At 29.7% G+C, this 16,135-nt stretch carries 11 protein-coding genes and 1 riboswitch; all 11 genes read left to right on the top strand.

The genetic code is table 11. The features are described from left to right. The first annotated feature begins 29 nt into the window (after positions 1-29). The 11 genes from malQ to CLPUN_RS00670 all read left to right on the top strand — a co-directional run bounded on the left by malQ (position 30) and on the right by CLPUN_RS00670 (position 16,104). Positions 30-1,574 carry a 4-alpha-glucanotransferase gene (gene malQ, locus CLPUN_RS00720; RefSeq protein WP_077845472.1) on the top strand — a complete coding sequence of 515 codons (1,545 nt, stop codon included), beginning with the start codon at positions 30-32 and terminating at the stop codon, positions 1,572-1,574. Between the two features lie 290 nt (positions 1,575-1,864). Beyond that, on the top strand, positions 1,865-2,869 hold the full coding sequence (locus CLPUN_RS00715; protein ID WP_077845471.1) for a LacI family DNA-binding transcriptional regulator: 1,005 nt from the start codon (positions 1,865-1,867) through the stop codon (positions 2,867-2,869). A gap of 309 nt (positions 2,870-3,178) precedes the next feature. Continuing rightward, positions 3,179-4,591: a methyl-accepting chemotaxis protein gene (locus CLPUN_RS00710; RefSeq protein WP_242954007.1), complete on the top strand. Its 1,413-nt coding sequence runs from the start codon at positions 3,179-3,181 to the stop codon at positions 4,589-4,591. A gap of 82 nt (positions 4,592-4,673) precedes the next feature. Beyond that, positions 4,674-5,876, top strand: a complete 1,203-nt coding sequence (locus CLPUN_RS00705) for a CapA family protein (protein WP_077845470.1) — start codon at positions 4,674-4,676, stop codon at positions 5,874-5,876. 824 nt (positions 5,877-6,700) lie between these two features. Beyond that, complete coding sequence (locus CLPUN_RS00700; protein ID WP_077845532.1) at positions 6,701-8,110, top strand: HlyD family secretion protein; 1,410 nt, start codon at positions 6,701-6,703, stop codon at positions 8,108-8,110. Between the two features lie 5 nt (positions 8,111-8,115). Then, positions 8,116-8,853 carry an ABC transporter ATP-binding protein gene (locus tag CLPUN_RS00695; RefSeq protein WP_077845469.1) on the top strand — a complete coding sequence of 246 codons (738 nt, stop codon included), beginning with the start codon at positions 8,116-8,118 and terminating at the stop codon, positions 8,851-8,853. Then, positions 8,844-10,112: an ABC transporter permease gene (locus CLPUN_RS00690; protein ID WP_077845468.1), complete on the top strand. Its 1,269-nt coding sequence runs from the start codon at positions 8,844-8,846 to the stop codon at positions 10,110-10,112. Before CLPUN_RS00695 ends, CLPUN_RS00690 begins: the two co-directional genes overlap by 10 nt. 459 nt (positions 10,113-10,571) lie before the next feature. Further along, the gene (locus CLPUN_RS00685) at positions 10,572-12,248 is read left to right on the top strand and encodes a PTS transporter subunit IIBC (protein WP_077845467.1); all 1,677 of its coding nucleotides are present in this window, start codon (positions 10,572-10,574) and stop codon (positions 12,246-12,248) included. A 4-nt stretch (positions 12,249-12,252) separates the two neighbouring features. Next, entirely contained in the window at positions 12,253-13,047 is a 795-nt protein-coding gene (locus tag CLPUN_RS00680; protein WP_077845466.1) for an endonuclease/exonuclease/phosphatase family protein, read from the top strand. 257 nt (positions 13,048-13,304) lie between these two features. Next, a riboswitch (SAM riboswitch) is annotated at positions 13,305-13,419 on the top strand. Positions 13,420-13,559: 140 nt separating this feature from the next. Beyond that, entirely contained in the window at positions 13,560-14,717 is a 1,158-nt protein-coding gene (locus CLPUN_RS00675; protein WP_077845465.1) for a trans-sulfuration enzyme family protein, read from the top strand. 250 nt (positions 14,718-14,967) lie between these two features. Beyond that, positions 14,968-16,104, top strand: coding sequence for a trans-sulfuration enzyme family protein (locus CLPUN_RS00670; protein WP_077845464.1), 1,137 nt, complete (start codon positions 14,968-14,970; stop codon positions 16,102-16,104). Positions 16,105-16,135 lie beyond the last annotated feature (31 nt).

Here is a 16,135-nt window from a genome sequence, read left to right as displayed (position 1 = left end):
CTCGATTAAATGATAATTAGGAGGAAAACATGAATAGAAGTAGTGGTATTATAATGCATATTGCTTCTCTACCTGGGAAATATGGAATAGGGACATTTGGTAAAGAAGCTTATGAATTTAGTAATTTTTTAAAAAAGGCTGGTCAAAAGTATTGGCAGATCTTGCCCCTTGGACCAACTAGTTTTGGAGACTCACCATATCAATCTTTTTCAGCATTTGCTGGAAACCCTTATTTTATAGATTTCAATATCTTAAGAGAAGATGGTTTATTAGAAAAAGAGGATTATGATTCTATCGATTTTGGACAAGATTCAGAAGATATAGATTATGGATTAATTTTTAAACAAAAATTAAAAGTATTAAGAAAAGCATATGAAAATTTTAAGTTAAACAAAGCAAAAGACATAAAGGAAGCTAAATATGTTGAAGAATTTAAAGAAAAGGAAGCATATTGGCTTGAAGATTATGCATTATATATGGCAATAAAAGGTCAATTTAACTTAAAGAGCTGGCAAACTTGGGACGAAGACATTAAACTCAGAAAGCCAGAGGCTGTAAGTAAATATAAAAATATGTTAAGTGATGAAATTAGATATTGGGAATTCTTACAATATGAATTTTATAAACAATGGAAAGCGCTAAAATCATATGTAAATGATTTGGGAATTGAGATAATAGGAGACATGCCTATCTATGTATCAGAAGATAGTTCAGATATTTGGGCAAACCCTGACGCATTTTTACTACATAAAAAAACATTAAAGCCACTAAAGGTAGCAGGATGTCCACCAGATATATTTGCTGCAACAGGCCAGCTATGGGGAAATCCAATATATGATTGGAACTATATGGAGAAAACTGATTATAGCTGGTGGGTTGATCGCATAAAACAAAGCCTTAGCTTATACGATGTACTTAGAATAGATCATTTTAAGGGTTTTGAATCATATTGGGCAATTCCTTATGGTGATGAAACTGCTGAAAATGGAGAATGGACTAAGGGGCCTGGAATAAAGGTATTTAATGCAATTAGAAATGCACTTGGAGATGTAAATATAATTGCAGAGGATTTGGGAACCTTAACAGCAGAAACAATAAAACTTAGAAATGATACAGGTTATCCTGGTATGAAAATTTTAACCTTTGCATTTGATACAGATGGTTCAAATCCTTTTTTACCTCACAATTACGAGAAAAATTTTATTGTTTACACAGGAACTCATGATAATGATACTGTTAGAGGATGGATGGAAACATCTGCTCCAAAGGAACATGTGAAAAAAGCAATAGAATATTTAAATTTAACTAAAGAGGAAGGTTATAACTGGGGCTTTATTAGAGGTGCTTGGAGTAGTGTTGGTGATGTTGCAATAGCGCAAATGCAAGATTTCTTGAATTTAGGAAATAAGGCAAGAGTTAATTTACCATCAACAATTGGAACTAATTGGAGATGGAGAGCCCAAACAGAAGCATTTAAGGAAGAGTTAGCAGAAAAAATTTATAGAATAACTGAAAATTATGGAAGATGCGAAAAAATTAAAGCTGAAGAAGTAGAAGAGAAGGCTGAAAAATAGTTAAAGATAAAAGAGTAATCGTATGTAAAAGGAAGGGTTATTATGATTGCTTGAAGGAGCTGTTGTGATGAATGTTTAAATAATCATAAATGTGATGAGTGAAAGGATAACATTATGGGTGAAATGTAGATTGATGTTTCAAATATAAGCTACTAAAGTAAAATAAACCTTTGGGTGAGTTCTACAAATGGTATTATCATATTTATTTAACCAACCTAAGCAGATAGTGTTTGTATCGTTATTTTAAATATGATAATATTATGATTATTAGTATAGAAGAGGAGCGAGTTATGAAGGTTACAATTAAAGAAGTAGCAAAAGAAGCAAATGTTTCTACATCAACTGTATCCAGAGTAATATCTGATAGTTCACAGATAAGTGAAGAGACTAAACAGAAGGTTAGGGAAGCTATAAAAAAGCTCAAATATAAGCCAAATGCAATCGCTAGAAGTTTAGCCAATAATAAAACGAGAATTCTAGGGGTAGTTTTGCCTAATGAAGCACAAGATTTAATATCTAGTACATTCTTTATCCAAGCTATGAAGGGAATGAGCAGATATGCTCAAAACAAAAGTTATTATATAACATATGCCTTTAGTGAAGATGAAAAGACGGAATTAAAGTATATAAATGATTTTATAACTAGTAATTTAGTTGATGGTATTTGTTTGTTACGTGCAAGGACAGACGATGAAAGCATTAAATATCTTAAACGCACTGAATTTCCATTTGTAGTAATAGGAAGACCAGAGGAATCTGATGGTTTACTATGGGTAGATAATGATAATTTTCAGGCTACATATAATTTAGTAAATGAACTTATAAAAAAAGGTCATAAAACTATTGCTTTTTTAGGTGCTAAGAAAGAATGGAATGTAACAAAAGATAGATTTAAAGGTTTTAAGGTTGCGTGTGAAATTAATGGTATTTTAATACAAGATAGAAACGTTGTAATGATGGAAGAGTTCAATGAAAAAGAAGGTATAAAAGGAACTATTAAATTGCTAGAAAATATTACTCCGACAGCTATAATAGTAGAGGATGATGTATTAGCATTTGGAACGATTAAAGTTCTTAAGGAAAGAAAATTGCATAATAATGTAGAGATAGTTGGATTTAATAATAATCCATTAGATGAATTTCAAACTCCATCTTTGTCTTCTGTAGATATTAATGCAGCAGAACTTGGATATTATGCAGCAAAGATTTTAATAGATCATTTAGAAAATAGTGAAGTAGGTATAAATCATTATATTATTGATTCTAAACTTATAAAGAGAAATTCTCTTAAATAATAGATATTATGATTTTTTATAGATGCAAGCGATTGCAATTTAAATGGAAAGTTTTTAGGAATTCTTGCATCTATTTATAAAAAATAGAATTAATTAATAACTAATTTAAAGGAAGTACATTTAAGTGTGATAACTTTAAAAAATTTGCTTAACCTACAAACATAAGACTAGATATATTGCAATTTAAATTTTACATCCTTAATTGTTAGCTGCAATATATAAGTTGTAATTAATTTGCTACATAAAAAAACTATGTAGCTTATTAATGGAGCATATATATTAAAAATAGTTAGGAGGGTACAAAATAAATTGAGTAAGAAAAATAAGAAAGTTAAAAAAGAATTAATAAATAAAGTAGGAACAACTCTTAAAAAGAAAATAATAGTAAGTTACATTATGGTATTAAGTTTTATGATTGCTATTGCAGAAATTTGCATATATCAAATGAAAAATATCATGAGAGAACTTGGAAATACTCAAGATATAATTAACAGTGCAGCAGTACAGACAGTAACTAAACAGAATATGAGAGCATCTATTACAACCCTTGAAAGCTCCATAGATAAGTTTACAACTATTGCTATTATAGCTTCTATTTTTGGAGTTATAGTTACAATAATTCTTGCAATATTAATAATTAGAAGAATATTAAATCCATTAAAAGATTTAAGCAGACTTTCACATTCCTTAAGAGAAGGTGATTTAACTGCTAAGCTTGAAGGTAAAAAGTATGATAAGGAAATAGGAGACGTTGTAGATAGTTTAAATGACGCAATGAAAGCTAATAGAACAATGGTAGGAAATATATACTCTTACTCAACGTTATTAATAAAATCAAGTGACGACCTTAATAAGATAGTTAAATCTATTAGTGGAAGAATATTAGAAGTTAACGCTGCTACAGAAATTATATCTAGTGAAGTTGAACATTTAAGCGCAGTTTCACAAGAAGTTAATGCATCAACCTTTGAAATAAAAACAACAGTTTCAAGCTTAAATCAAACCGCAGAAACTGATAATAAATCAGCAGATATTATTAGAGAGAAGGCAATTAAAGTAAAAGAAAAAGGACAGAAAGCGGCAGAAAATGCAAGGCGAATTTATGTAGAGAAAATTGATAACATAACCAATGCAATTGAGCGAGGTAAGGTAGTAAAAGATATTGAAATGATGGCGGATGTAATAGCAGGAGTTTCAGAACAGACTAATTTATTAGCACTTAATGCTGCAATAGAAGCGGCTAGAGCTGGAGAACAAGGAAAAGGTTTTGCAGTAGTTGCTGACGAAGTAAAGAAGCTTGCGGAACAAAGTAAAGAAGCTGTTGATAAAATAAAGAAAGTTATTAATGAAGTGCATGGGGCATTTGGTAATTTAAGTGAGCATAGTAAAGACTTATTAGGTTTTATAGAAAAAGATGTTGATGGGGATTATGAACTTCTAATTGAAACAGCAACAAGCTATGAAAAGGACTCTAAGCTAATTACAAGTATGTCGGAAGAAATAAAAAATAGAAGTAAGATAATTGAGAATATTATTAGTCAAATAACAGAGGGAATTAATAGTGTAAGTTTAAATGCAGTTGAGACTTCAAGTAAATCACAAGATATACAAGAAAATGTAAAAAAAGCTACAAGCCAAGTTCAAACTATTGTAGAAGCAATAAGACAACAAACTGCATTAGCTGGAGAGCTTAAAGAGGTTATTAATGTATATCGGATCTAATAAAGTCGGATTATAATTGTAGTAGAGAAGCTTAGAATGTGTTAATATTTGTATAAAGATAACTCAAAATTGGGGGCTGTATATGAATAAAAGAAGTTCTAGAAGCAGGCACGGAAGAAAATATGCATATTTGAAAAGTGCAGTTTTACTTATTATAAGTATACTAATAGTAGGCGGATTGGCATTTTATTTAAAGAGCACAAATAGTTCAATTAACAAAAAGGCGAAAACCAATAGTGAAGACGAATATACAGCTAAAGAGACGACAGAATTAGGCAAACAAGAAGAGAATACAGCAAAAGAAGTAAAAAAACCAGAAGAACCAGTGAAAAAAACAGTTTTAATTTCTTTTGCAGGAGATTTTACGTTAGGTACAGATACAAAGTTTGCATATGATAGCAGCCTACCAGCTGCATTTATAAATAGCGGTAAAAATTATTCTTATTTTATGCAAAATGTATCTAACATATTTAGCAGCGATGATTATACTTTAGTAAATTTAGAAACAACCTTTACAGATTCTAATGAAAAAGCACCTAAGGATGGAGAGGTATTTTACAATTTTAAAGGTCCTAAAGAATATGTAAATATTCTAACAAAAGGTTCTATTGAAGGCGTTACTATAGCCAACAATCATATTTATGATTATGGTAAACAAGGGATTACAGACACAATTAATGTGCTAAAAGAAAATAATGTTGATATATGTGGAGAAGGTTATAAGATTTTACGTGATATACAAGGTGTTAAGTTTGGATTTTTAGGATATACAGGTTGGGAATATTCTAATGCTTTAAAAACAAAAATAAGTACTGATATTAGTCAGCTCCGAAAAGAGGGTGCAGAAGTTATTATTCCATATTTTCATTGGGGAATAGAACGTTCTTATGAACCCTATGATGTTCAGCAGAATTTAGCTAGATTTTGTATTGATAATGGTGCAGAGGCAGTTATAGGCTCACATCCTCACGTAATTCAAAGCATGGAAAGTTATAAGGGGAAACTTATAGTATATTCTATGGGAAATTTTTGCTTTGGAGGAAATTCAAATCCACCAGATAAAAGAACCTTTATACTTCAAGCTAAGGCGAATATAGAAGATAATAAATTCAAGAGTTTTCAATATAAAATACTTCCTGCAATGATTTCTTCTAGGAATGATAAAAATGATTATATTCCAACTTTAGCAGTTGGGGATAATAAAGCCAATATATTAAAAACCTTAAATGAATTGTCACCAACTTTAAAGGGAAAGATTAAGGACGAGTTTTTTGCTATAGAATAAGAAGAAGTAAAATGTAAATGAAATCTTTAATAAATTAAGAAATCCAAATGAATTTTTAAACATTGCTGAGACTTTAGATTTAGCAAAGGCACAAACAGAGTATCTTTTAAACATAGATGATTCTACTCTTAAAGATATACTTGTAAATGATGATTTTTATGAAAGTAATGGGAAGATACAATTTCCAAAAGCACTTAATTATAGAAAAAGTGATAATATAATTATTGGAATACCTATGCCACATGCAGTAGGAGATTATGAAGAATTTGTGGTAAAGAAGTAATGTATTAAAAAAGGAGTATAGCTCTTGATTAAATTTTAATCAAGAGCTATACTCCTTTTTTACTTAAAGTATACTTAAGTTACATTGCTTATTGAATAATGAAATAAGTAATATTACAAAAATGAAAGATTAATGTAAGGATTATCAATATAAGATTAATTAAAATTAGTCTAACCTATAATTAAGGAAAAATGCGTATCTTAGCTTCATATTTTTATAGTAGAAATTAGTTGGAGAAATTATATATGTTGAAATTTAAATTGTAAGAAATCTCGAAGGTATTTAGCCTTTAATTGTTAACACAATATATTAGTATCATTTAAGGAAAAATTAATGTTTTATTAAGAGGAATGTTAGGTTAGTGATGATATACTAAAGATGTTAGGGAAAATTATATATATAAACATTATTATAGAAAATAATACAGATTTGTGAGGTATCTGGTGTTGAAATAATAATGTGAGGAACATTATATTTATAATAATTAATTGTATTACATATAAATGAAAGAAGGTTATTAAGAGTGGGGATAAGTTTTAAAATGCCAAAACTAGAAATTAAAAAATTAAAACCTAAAGGTATAGGTTTTAAATTAAAAAAGAAACCAAGTAAAAAAGTGATTATATTTAGTACAATATTTGTAATAGTTGTAGCATTTATAATTGCTAAATTAATTATGCCTAAACCATCATTACCAGTGAAACATACAGTTTTATCAAAAGGAAAAATAGTTAATAGCATTAATGTTTTAGGTGATATAAACAGCAAGGATTCAACTAATGTGTATAGCACTTTAAGTAATCCAGTTAAAGAAGTTAAGGTTCATGTTGGAGATAAGGTTAAGGCTGGAGATGTACTTGCAATATTAGATTCAGGAACCTTAGAAAAAGATGTTAAGCAATCAGAAGCAACTACAGTAGCAGCAGAAGCTAATGCAAAATCAGAGCTTGAAAGTAAAAAGAAAGCATATGATAATGCTTCATATTTATATAATAATAACTTAAATTCCGAAATTAGAAATGCAGAAGAAACTTTAAAATCAGCAAAAATTAATTTAGATGATAAGAAAAGAACATATGAAAATAACAAAGCCTTATATGATACAGATGCAATTACAAAGAATGACTTAAATAAAAGTGAAATAGACTATTCTAATGCTTTATCAGACTATGATAAAGCAACTGTAGCAATAGAAAATGCAAAGCTTAAAGCAGAACAAGACGTAGATTTAGCAAAAAGCAGCTATGAAACAGCTGAAACAAATTATAATAATAAAAGCCAAAGAATAGCTCTTGAAAAGCAACAAAATGAATTAGAGAAATGTGAAATTAAAGCACCCGTTGATGGAACAATTACAGTTGTAAATGCAGTTGTAGGAAATGCTGGAACAGGAACTTTATTTGAAATCGAAAATTTAGATGATATGGAAATAAAAACATCAATTAAAGAAGTAGATATAGCTAATGTTAAAGTTGGACAAAGAGCAGAAATAAAAACAGATGCAACAGGAGATACAGCTATTGCTGGTGAAATTGTAAGCATTAGTCCATCTGCTAAAAAGGGAGGAGCTTCTCAAATTAAAACTGATAGCCAATCAACAAGCAGTAGTGATGCTGGTTTCGAAACAAAAATTAAAATTAATGATATAAATGAAAATGTAAAGTCAGGAATGAGTGCAAGAATAAATGTTATTTTAAATGAGAAATCAGATATTTACACAGTTTCATCAGATTCCATAGTTGAAAATGGAAATGGCAAAAGCATATATATAGCAGAAAAAAGTGGTGAAAAGCCAAATGAATATATAATTAAGGAATTACCAGTAGAAATAGGAGTAGAATCTGACTTTAATATAGAGATTTCAGGTGAAGGAATTACAGATGGAATAATTGTAATTGATGATCCTTCAATTCATAAAGTTGGAGATAAAATTCAAATAAATGAGGGGTGAGTTTTTTGAATCGAAATATAATAGAGATGAAAAATATCGTTAAAAGCTTTTATATAGGAACTCCCAATCAATTAAATATATTGAAGAATATTGACATAACAATAAAAGAAGGTGAGTTCGTATCTATAGTTGGGGCTTCAGGTTCTGGAAAAAGTACTTTGATGAATATTATAGGAGCTCTTGACAGGCAGACCTCAGGAACTTATGTGTTAGATGATTCTAATGTTGAAGAAGTATCTGATAATGGATTATCAGAAATACGTAATAAGAAAATAGGTTTTGTATTTCAAACCTTTAATTTAATACCTAGGAGTACTGCATTAAAAAATGTTGAATTACCAATGCTTTATGCAGGAATGGGAAGAAAAGAAAGGTTAGAGAGGGCTGAGAATCTATTAAAGCTAGTTGGTATGGAAGATAGAATGACCCATGTTCCAAATGAGTTATCTGGTGGACAGAAGCAAAGAGTTGCAATTGCACGTGCCCTTGCAAATGAGCCAAGCATAATATTGGCAGATGAGCCAACAGGAGCACTTGATTCTTCAACAGGGAGACTAGTTATGGATTTATTTCATAAGGTACATGAATTAGAAGGAAAAACTATAGTATTTATAACTCATAATCAAGAACTTGCAGAGGAAACTGAGCGAATTATAACGTTAAAGGATGGAAATATAGTTTCAGAAGAATATAATAAAAAGTACGTTAGAAAATTTCCAAATGGTGAAGAAATATGTTTATAAAAGAAAATATATTGCTTGCAATAGCAGGTATACGATCAAGTAAAATGCGTTCGCTCCTAACTATGCTTGGAATTATAATAGGAATATCATCTGTTATAGGAATTGTTTCTATTGGAAGTGCAATTACTGCTAAAGTTTCGGGTGAACTAGATAAACTGGGTGCCAATAATATGCAGGTTTATGTAAGGGAAAAAAGTCAAGAAGGCTCTGAAGGAGGACGTTCAAATAAGGAACCAGAAGATAGTGACCTTATGACTTTAGAGCAAATAAATTCTATTGAAGAAACATTTTCTGATAGAATTGGCAATATAAGTGTGTCGGCTCAACAAGGAAGTGGAAAAGTTAAGGAAGGTTATTTATATGCGAATGTAGTAACTACAGGAGTAAATGCTGGTTATAAAGATGTTAATAATGTGAAAATGCTTAGTGGAAGATTTATTTCCGACAAAGATGTTAAGGGCATGAAAAAAATTGCTGTAGTTTCGGATAAACTTGTTAATAATATTTTTAAAGGAAAATCCGATCCTATAGGTAAAGAAATTAAAGTTTATATAGGAGATAATATAGAGACTTATATTATTGCAGGGGTATATAAATATGAGCCACCTTCATTTCTAGAAGGTGGAGGCAGTACAGCAAAAGAAAAAGATATACAAACTAGTGTATATATTCCTATAACAACAGCAAAAGCCGATAAAAAAAATAAAAATTATGGCTATTTTATGATTAAACCTAGCACTACTGCTGATCAAGACAAGCTTGTAAAAGATATAAAAAAGTATACAGAGAAGTTATATAAGAATAATAAAAATTGGGAACTTGAAGTTGCTAACCTTAAAAACGAAGCAGAATCTATTACATCAGTACTTGGTATGATATCTATGGGGATATCTGTAATTGCAGCGATAGCATTACTTGTAGGTGGAATAGGAGTAATGAATATAATGCTTGTATCTGTTACAGAGAGAACAAGGGAAATTGGTACTAGAAAAGCTCTTGGTGCTAAAAGCAGTCATATAAAAATGCAATTTATAACTGAGTCAGTTATAATATGTTCTATTGGTGGAGCAATAGGTATAGTACTTGGAATAGGAATGGGTATAATAACAAGTTTGGTATTGAATTCACCTATATCAATATCAGTTCCAACAATTTTAATAAGCTTTACTTTCTCAATGGCAATTGGTGTATTCTTTGGATACTATCCAGCTAAGAAGGCAGCAAGCCTTGATCCAATTGAAGCTTTAAGGTATGAATAATAAGCAGTAAATCTATTTTTTATAACATTTGTTAAAAAATGAAATAAAATAAATTAAAGAGGTTACTTAAAAACAAATAAATAAGAATTTTTATAAATGAAAGCCGTGCAATACATAGAATATTTTCTATATTGCATGGCTTTTGGTTATTAAAGTACAATTCTTTTGTATAAACTTACAAATTTAAAACAAAATGATATTAAAATGTTTACAGTAAGCTTTATAAAATTTTAAAAGGGTGATATAATTTAAATAGTTAAAACTTATAATAATATTAAAGCTAGTCTAGTTTTATGCTAGACAAAATATTTTTCTTTATGCAAGCGATTGCAAAAGAAATGGGTGGCTTATATGAAAAATGTAAATAAATAGTTTTGAATGTGATTTTTATAAAAATGTTTTTAAAAATTTTTGAAAATGTTTTTATAATATAATAATTAATAAAATGGAGGAATAGGGATGGAAAAGAAAAAAAGTAAGTTATTATCGTTTGAATTTTGGCAGAAGTTTGGGAAAGCTCTTTTAGTAGTAGTTGCAGTAATGCCAGCGGCAGGATTAATGATCTGTATTGGAAAATTAATAGGCATGTCTGGAGATTTATCTTTTGTGCAAGCGATTGCGAGAGTTATAGAGGATCTTGGATGGGGAATCATCGGAAATCTACATATTTTATTTGCAATTGCAATTGGTGGTTCTTGGGCTAAGGAACGTGCTGGTGGAGCATTCGCTGCAATTATAGCATTTATTCTTACAAACCGTATAACAGGAGCTATTTTTGGAATTAATGCTGCAATGCTCGCAGATCCAAAGGCAACTGTAACATCGTTATTTGGAAGTAATTTAGTTGTTAAGGATTATTTTATATCCGTACTTGGAGCACCAGCTTTAAATATGGGAGTATTTATTGGAATTATTTCAGGTTTCTTAGGTGCAGTATTATATAATAAATACTATAATTTTAACAAGTTACCAGATGCATTAGCTTTCTTTAATGGAAAGAGATTTGTACCCTTTGTTGTTATATTAGGATCAGTAATTACAGCTTTAATACTTTCAGTAGTTTGGCCATTTGCACAATTTGCTTTAAATTCTTTTGGTATGTGGCTTGCAAAATCTAAAGACACAGCTCCTATATTATCTCCATTTATATATGGATGTTTGGAACGTATTTTATTACCATTTGGATTACATCATATGCTTACTATTCCAGTAAATTATACTGAATTAGGAGGAACTTATACTATATTATCAGGAGCAAATGCAGGAAAAGTTATTGCAGGACAAGATCCTCTTTGGTATGCATGGATATCAGATTTAATTAATTTAAAAGGAAATGGAGATGCTAGTGGATATAATAACTTATTAAATGCAGTTACACCAGCAAGATTTAAAGCTGGTCAGGTTATATTATCAAGTGCATCACTACTAGGAGTTGCAACTGCCATGTATAGAAATGTTGATCAAGATAAAAAAGCACAATATAGATCAGTATTCTTTTCAGCTGGACTTGCAGTATTTTTAACAGGAGTTACTGAACCAATTGAATTTATGTTCATGTTTGTATCGCCAATTCTTTATGGGGCATATGCAGTTATAACAGGTATTGGATTTGCTTTAGCAGATATAATTAACTTAAGAATACAAGCTTTTGGATTTGTTGAACTTTTAACTCGTACACCTATGTTAGTTAGAGCTGGATTAACAATGGATTTAGTTAATTTCTTTGTATCAGCAATAATTTTCTTCCTATTAAATTATTTTATATTTAATTTCTTAATTAACAAATTCAAAATAGCAACGCCAGGACGTAGAGGAAATTATATTGAAATGGAAGAAGAAACACAAGCTTCATCAGCAGTTGCAGCTTCAAGTTCAAATAATTCAAATGCCTCAGATAAAGAGTTGCCAATAAAAATAATAAAATTATTAGGTGATACAGAAAATATAGTAGATGTTGATGCGTGTATGACACGTTTAAGAGTTACTGTTAAGAATAGGGACTTAGTTGCTGGAGTAGAAGAATGGAAAAAATGTGGAGCTCTTGGATTAATACTTAAAGATAATGGGGTTCAAGCAGTATATGGTCCTAAAGCAGATGTTTTAAAATCAGATATTCAAGATATATTAGGAGCATAGTAATATGAAATTATTAACTTTAAATTGTCATTCCTGGCAGGAAGAAAATCAAATTGATAAAATAAAATATTTAGCTGAAGTTATAAATCAGAAGGATTATGATGTTATAGCACTTCAGGAAGTTAGCCAATCAGTTATTGCAGAAAGTATAGATTCTAAATTAAAGAAAGATAACTTTGCTTTATTGTTAAAGGAAGAATTAGATAGATATAGTTTGAATAAATATAATTTTTATTGGGATTTTTCACATATAGGCTATGATGTGTATGAAGAAGGCTTAGCTATTTTCACTAAACATAAAATAATTGATTCTGAATCTTTCTTTGTTACTAGAAATAAGAATAGAAGCTATTGGAAAACGAGGAAAATAATCAGAATAAGGATATCCTATAATGATAGAGAATTGGATTTCTATTCATGCCATATTGGCTGGTGGAATGATGAGGAAGAACCTTTTAAAAATCAAATTGATAATATAATGAAAAGAGTTGATGAAGCTACTACATTTATAATGGGAGATTTTAACAATAGTGCTTTTGTAAAAGGTGAGGGTTATGATTATTTAATTGAAAAAGGCTTGAAGGATTTGTACCTTTTATCTGAAACAAAAGATTCAGGTGTTACTGTAAAAGGTAAAATTGCAGGCTGGGATGATAATGAAGAAAAACTAAGATTGGATTTAATGTTTTGTAATAAAGAAATTAAAGTAATGACAATTAAAGTTATATTTAATGGTAAGAATAAAGCTATAATATCAGATCATTACGGTGTTGAGAGTGAGATTGATATAAATTTTTAATTATTAAGAAATGTATGTTTTAAAATTAGAAATAGTAAATTTTATAATAATAAAAATAAGTGCATTATTGAAGAATAATTCAATAATGTGTTTATTTTTGTTGTAGAGATTTCCAATATAATTTTATAAAGTGCACATATAAAATTATGAATTTGCTTTTAATTGTACACAAAATCGATAAAGTTACTAATATTTATTGACAAGAGATTTTATGTATGTATAATTAGTATTAACAAATTAAATATTTAAATAAGTTAATCTTATTAAGAGTGGTGGAGGGACTGGCCCTTTGAAACCCGGCAACCTGACAAAAATTTATATTAATTTTTTCGTGGTGCTAAATCCTGCAAGAGATATCTTGAAAAATGAGAGGGAATTAAGTTTTATTAAAACTTATATTAAGGCTATATAGTCACTTCTTATTTTAGAAGTGGCTTTTTTTAGTACTGTTAGTTTAGAGTAATAACTAAGCTAAGCATTAAGCAATAAACAAATTAAGGGAGGCAAGAAAAATGACTTTAAAAAAATCTTTTGAAACAATAGCAGTTAGTGGAGTATCAGGTGGAGATAAAACCACAGGAGCAATAAGTTATCCAATATATCAATCTGCTACCTTTAGACATAATGGATTAAATAATAGTACTGGATATGATTATTCAAGAGCTCAAAATCCAACTAGAGAAGAGGCAGAAAAAACCTTAGCCATTTTAGAAGGAGGAAAAGAAGCAATAGGATTTTCCTCTGGAGTTGCAGCAATTACTGCCTGTATACACTTATTTAAGTCTGGAGATCATATAATCTTATCTGATGATTTATATGGAGGGACATATAGATTATTTGAAGAGACTTATAAGGATTTCGGAATAAGCGTTACATTTGTTGATACAACAAATACTGAAAATATATTAAGTGCTATAGAAAATAATACGAAAGCTGTATTTATAGAAACGCCTTCTAATCCAATGATGAAGGTAACGGATATAAGAGCAGTAGCAGATATAAGTAAAAGTAAGGGATTATTGTTAATTGTAGATAATACTTTTTTGACACCTTATTATCAAAAACCATTAGAATTAGGTGCTGATTTAGTAATTCATAGTGGAACAAAGTTTATAGGTGGACATCATGATTTATTAGCAGGATTTATAGTAGGTAATGATGAGGAAATTCTACAAAAGCTAAGAAGAATTCACATGTCAACAGGGGCGACGTTATCACCTTTTGACTCATGGTTAGTTTTAAGAGGACTTAAGACACTACATATAAGACTAGATAGAGCACAAGAAAATTCAATAAAAGTAGCAAAGTACTTAGAAAGTAATCCCAATATAGAAAAAGTTTATTATGTAGGGTTGGAAGACTTTGAAGGATATGAATTAAATAAAAAGCAAGCAACGGGGTTTGGGTCAACATTATCTTTTAGAGTTAAAGAGAAAGAATTAGTGTCTAAGATTTTGAACAATGTTCAAGTTATAAGATTTGCAGAAAGCTTAGGTGGTGTAGAAACACTAATAACTTATCCAATAACTCAAACTCATTCGGAAATTCCAGAGGAGATTAAAACAAGATTAGGAGTAGATGAATATTTACTACGATTATCCGTTGGAATAGAAAATGTAGAAGATTTGATTAAAGATCTAGACAATGCAATTAACTCAGCTAAGAATTAATAGCTTTTAGGGTACCCTATGGTAGCTATGAGTTCAGAATTAAGGGAAAAAAGCTTGTCCCTTTTCGGAAGATATATTTTTATATGAGGTTTGCTTTTTTATAAATAATTCTATAAATCATAGATAGATAGATAGATAGATAGATAGAATAAAAAAATAAAAGAATAAAATTTAAGAATTTACGAAGTAAATTTATTAAAAATTATTAATTGTAAATTCTTAACTTTTAACTGAATAATGGGGGTTAATTATGAATTTTGGAACTAAATTAATACATGCAAGTGGAGACATTGATCCAGCAACAGGATCTGTAAGTACTCCAATATATCAAACATCAACATTTCATCAATTTGACATAGAGAACTTTGGAAAATATGATTATGCTCGATCTGGGAATCCAACTAGAGATGTTGTAGAGCAATTAATAGCTGAGCTTGAAGGTGGAGAACGTGGTTTTGCCTTTGCTTCAGGCATGGCAGCTATTTGTTCAGTATTATCAATATTTTCAGCAGGAGATCACGTTGTGATCTGTGGCGATGTTTATGGCGGCACATATAGAGCAACTACAAAGTTATTTTCAAGATTTAATATTGAATTTACTTTTGTAGATGCCTCAAATCTTGAAGAAATACAAAAAGCTTTTAAAGAAAACACAAAGGGGCTTTATTTAGAAACACCATCAAATCCATTATTAAAGGTAACTGATTTGAGAGCAGCCAGTAGAATAGCGAAAGAAAGAAATGCAATTACAATAGTAGATAATACTTTTATGTCACCATATCTTCAACGACCAATAGAATTAGGGATAGATATAGTTGTTCATAGTGCCACTAAATTTTTAGGTGGACATAGTGATGTTATAGCAGGTCTTGTTGTAACTAAAACAAAAGAACTTGGAGATAGAGTTTATCAAATTCAAAATACCTTTGGAGCTGTACTTGGGCCACAAGATTGCTGGTTATTAGTTAGAGGAATTAAAACTTTAAAGGTAAGATTAGATGCACTTCAAAAAAGTGCTCAGAAATTGGCGGAGTGGCTTGAATCAAGAGCTGAAGTAGAAAAGGTTTATTATCTTGGACTTGAATCTATGGAAGGAAGAGAATTGCATTTAGAGCAGGCTGATGGTGCAGGTGCTGTTTTATCCTTTAAGTTTAAGACTCTAGAAAGAACTACAACTTTCTTGAATAATGTTAAAAATGTAGCTGTAGCAGTAAGCTTAGGAAGTGTTGAAACTATAGTTTCATATCCAGCTAAAATGAGTCATGCCTCAATTCCAAAAGAAGAAAGAGAAGAACTTGGAATTACAGATACATTAATAAGAGTATCTGTTGGACTTGAAGATATAGAAGATTTAATAGAATCATTTAGAGAAGCAATGGAAAAATAAGTTTATTTCAGTTAAAAAAATTATATATGTT

This window comes from Clostridium puniceum (assembly GCF_002006345.1).
Classification (GTDB): Bacteria; Bacillota; Clostridia; order Clostridiales; family Clostridiaceae; genus Clostridium; species Clostridium puniceum.
This window is presented reverse-complemented; position numbering and strand designations above follow the sequence as displayed.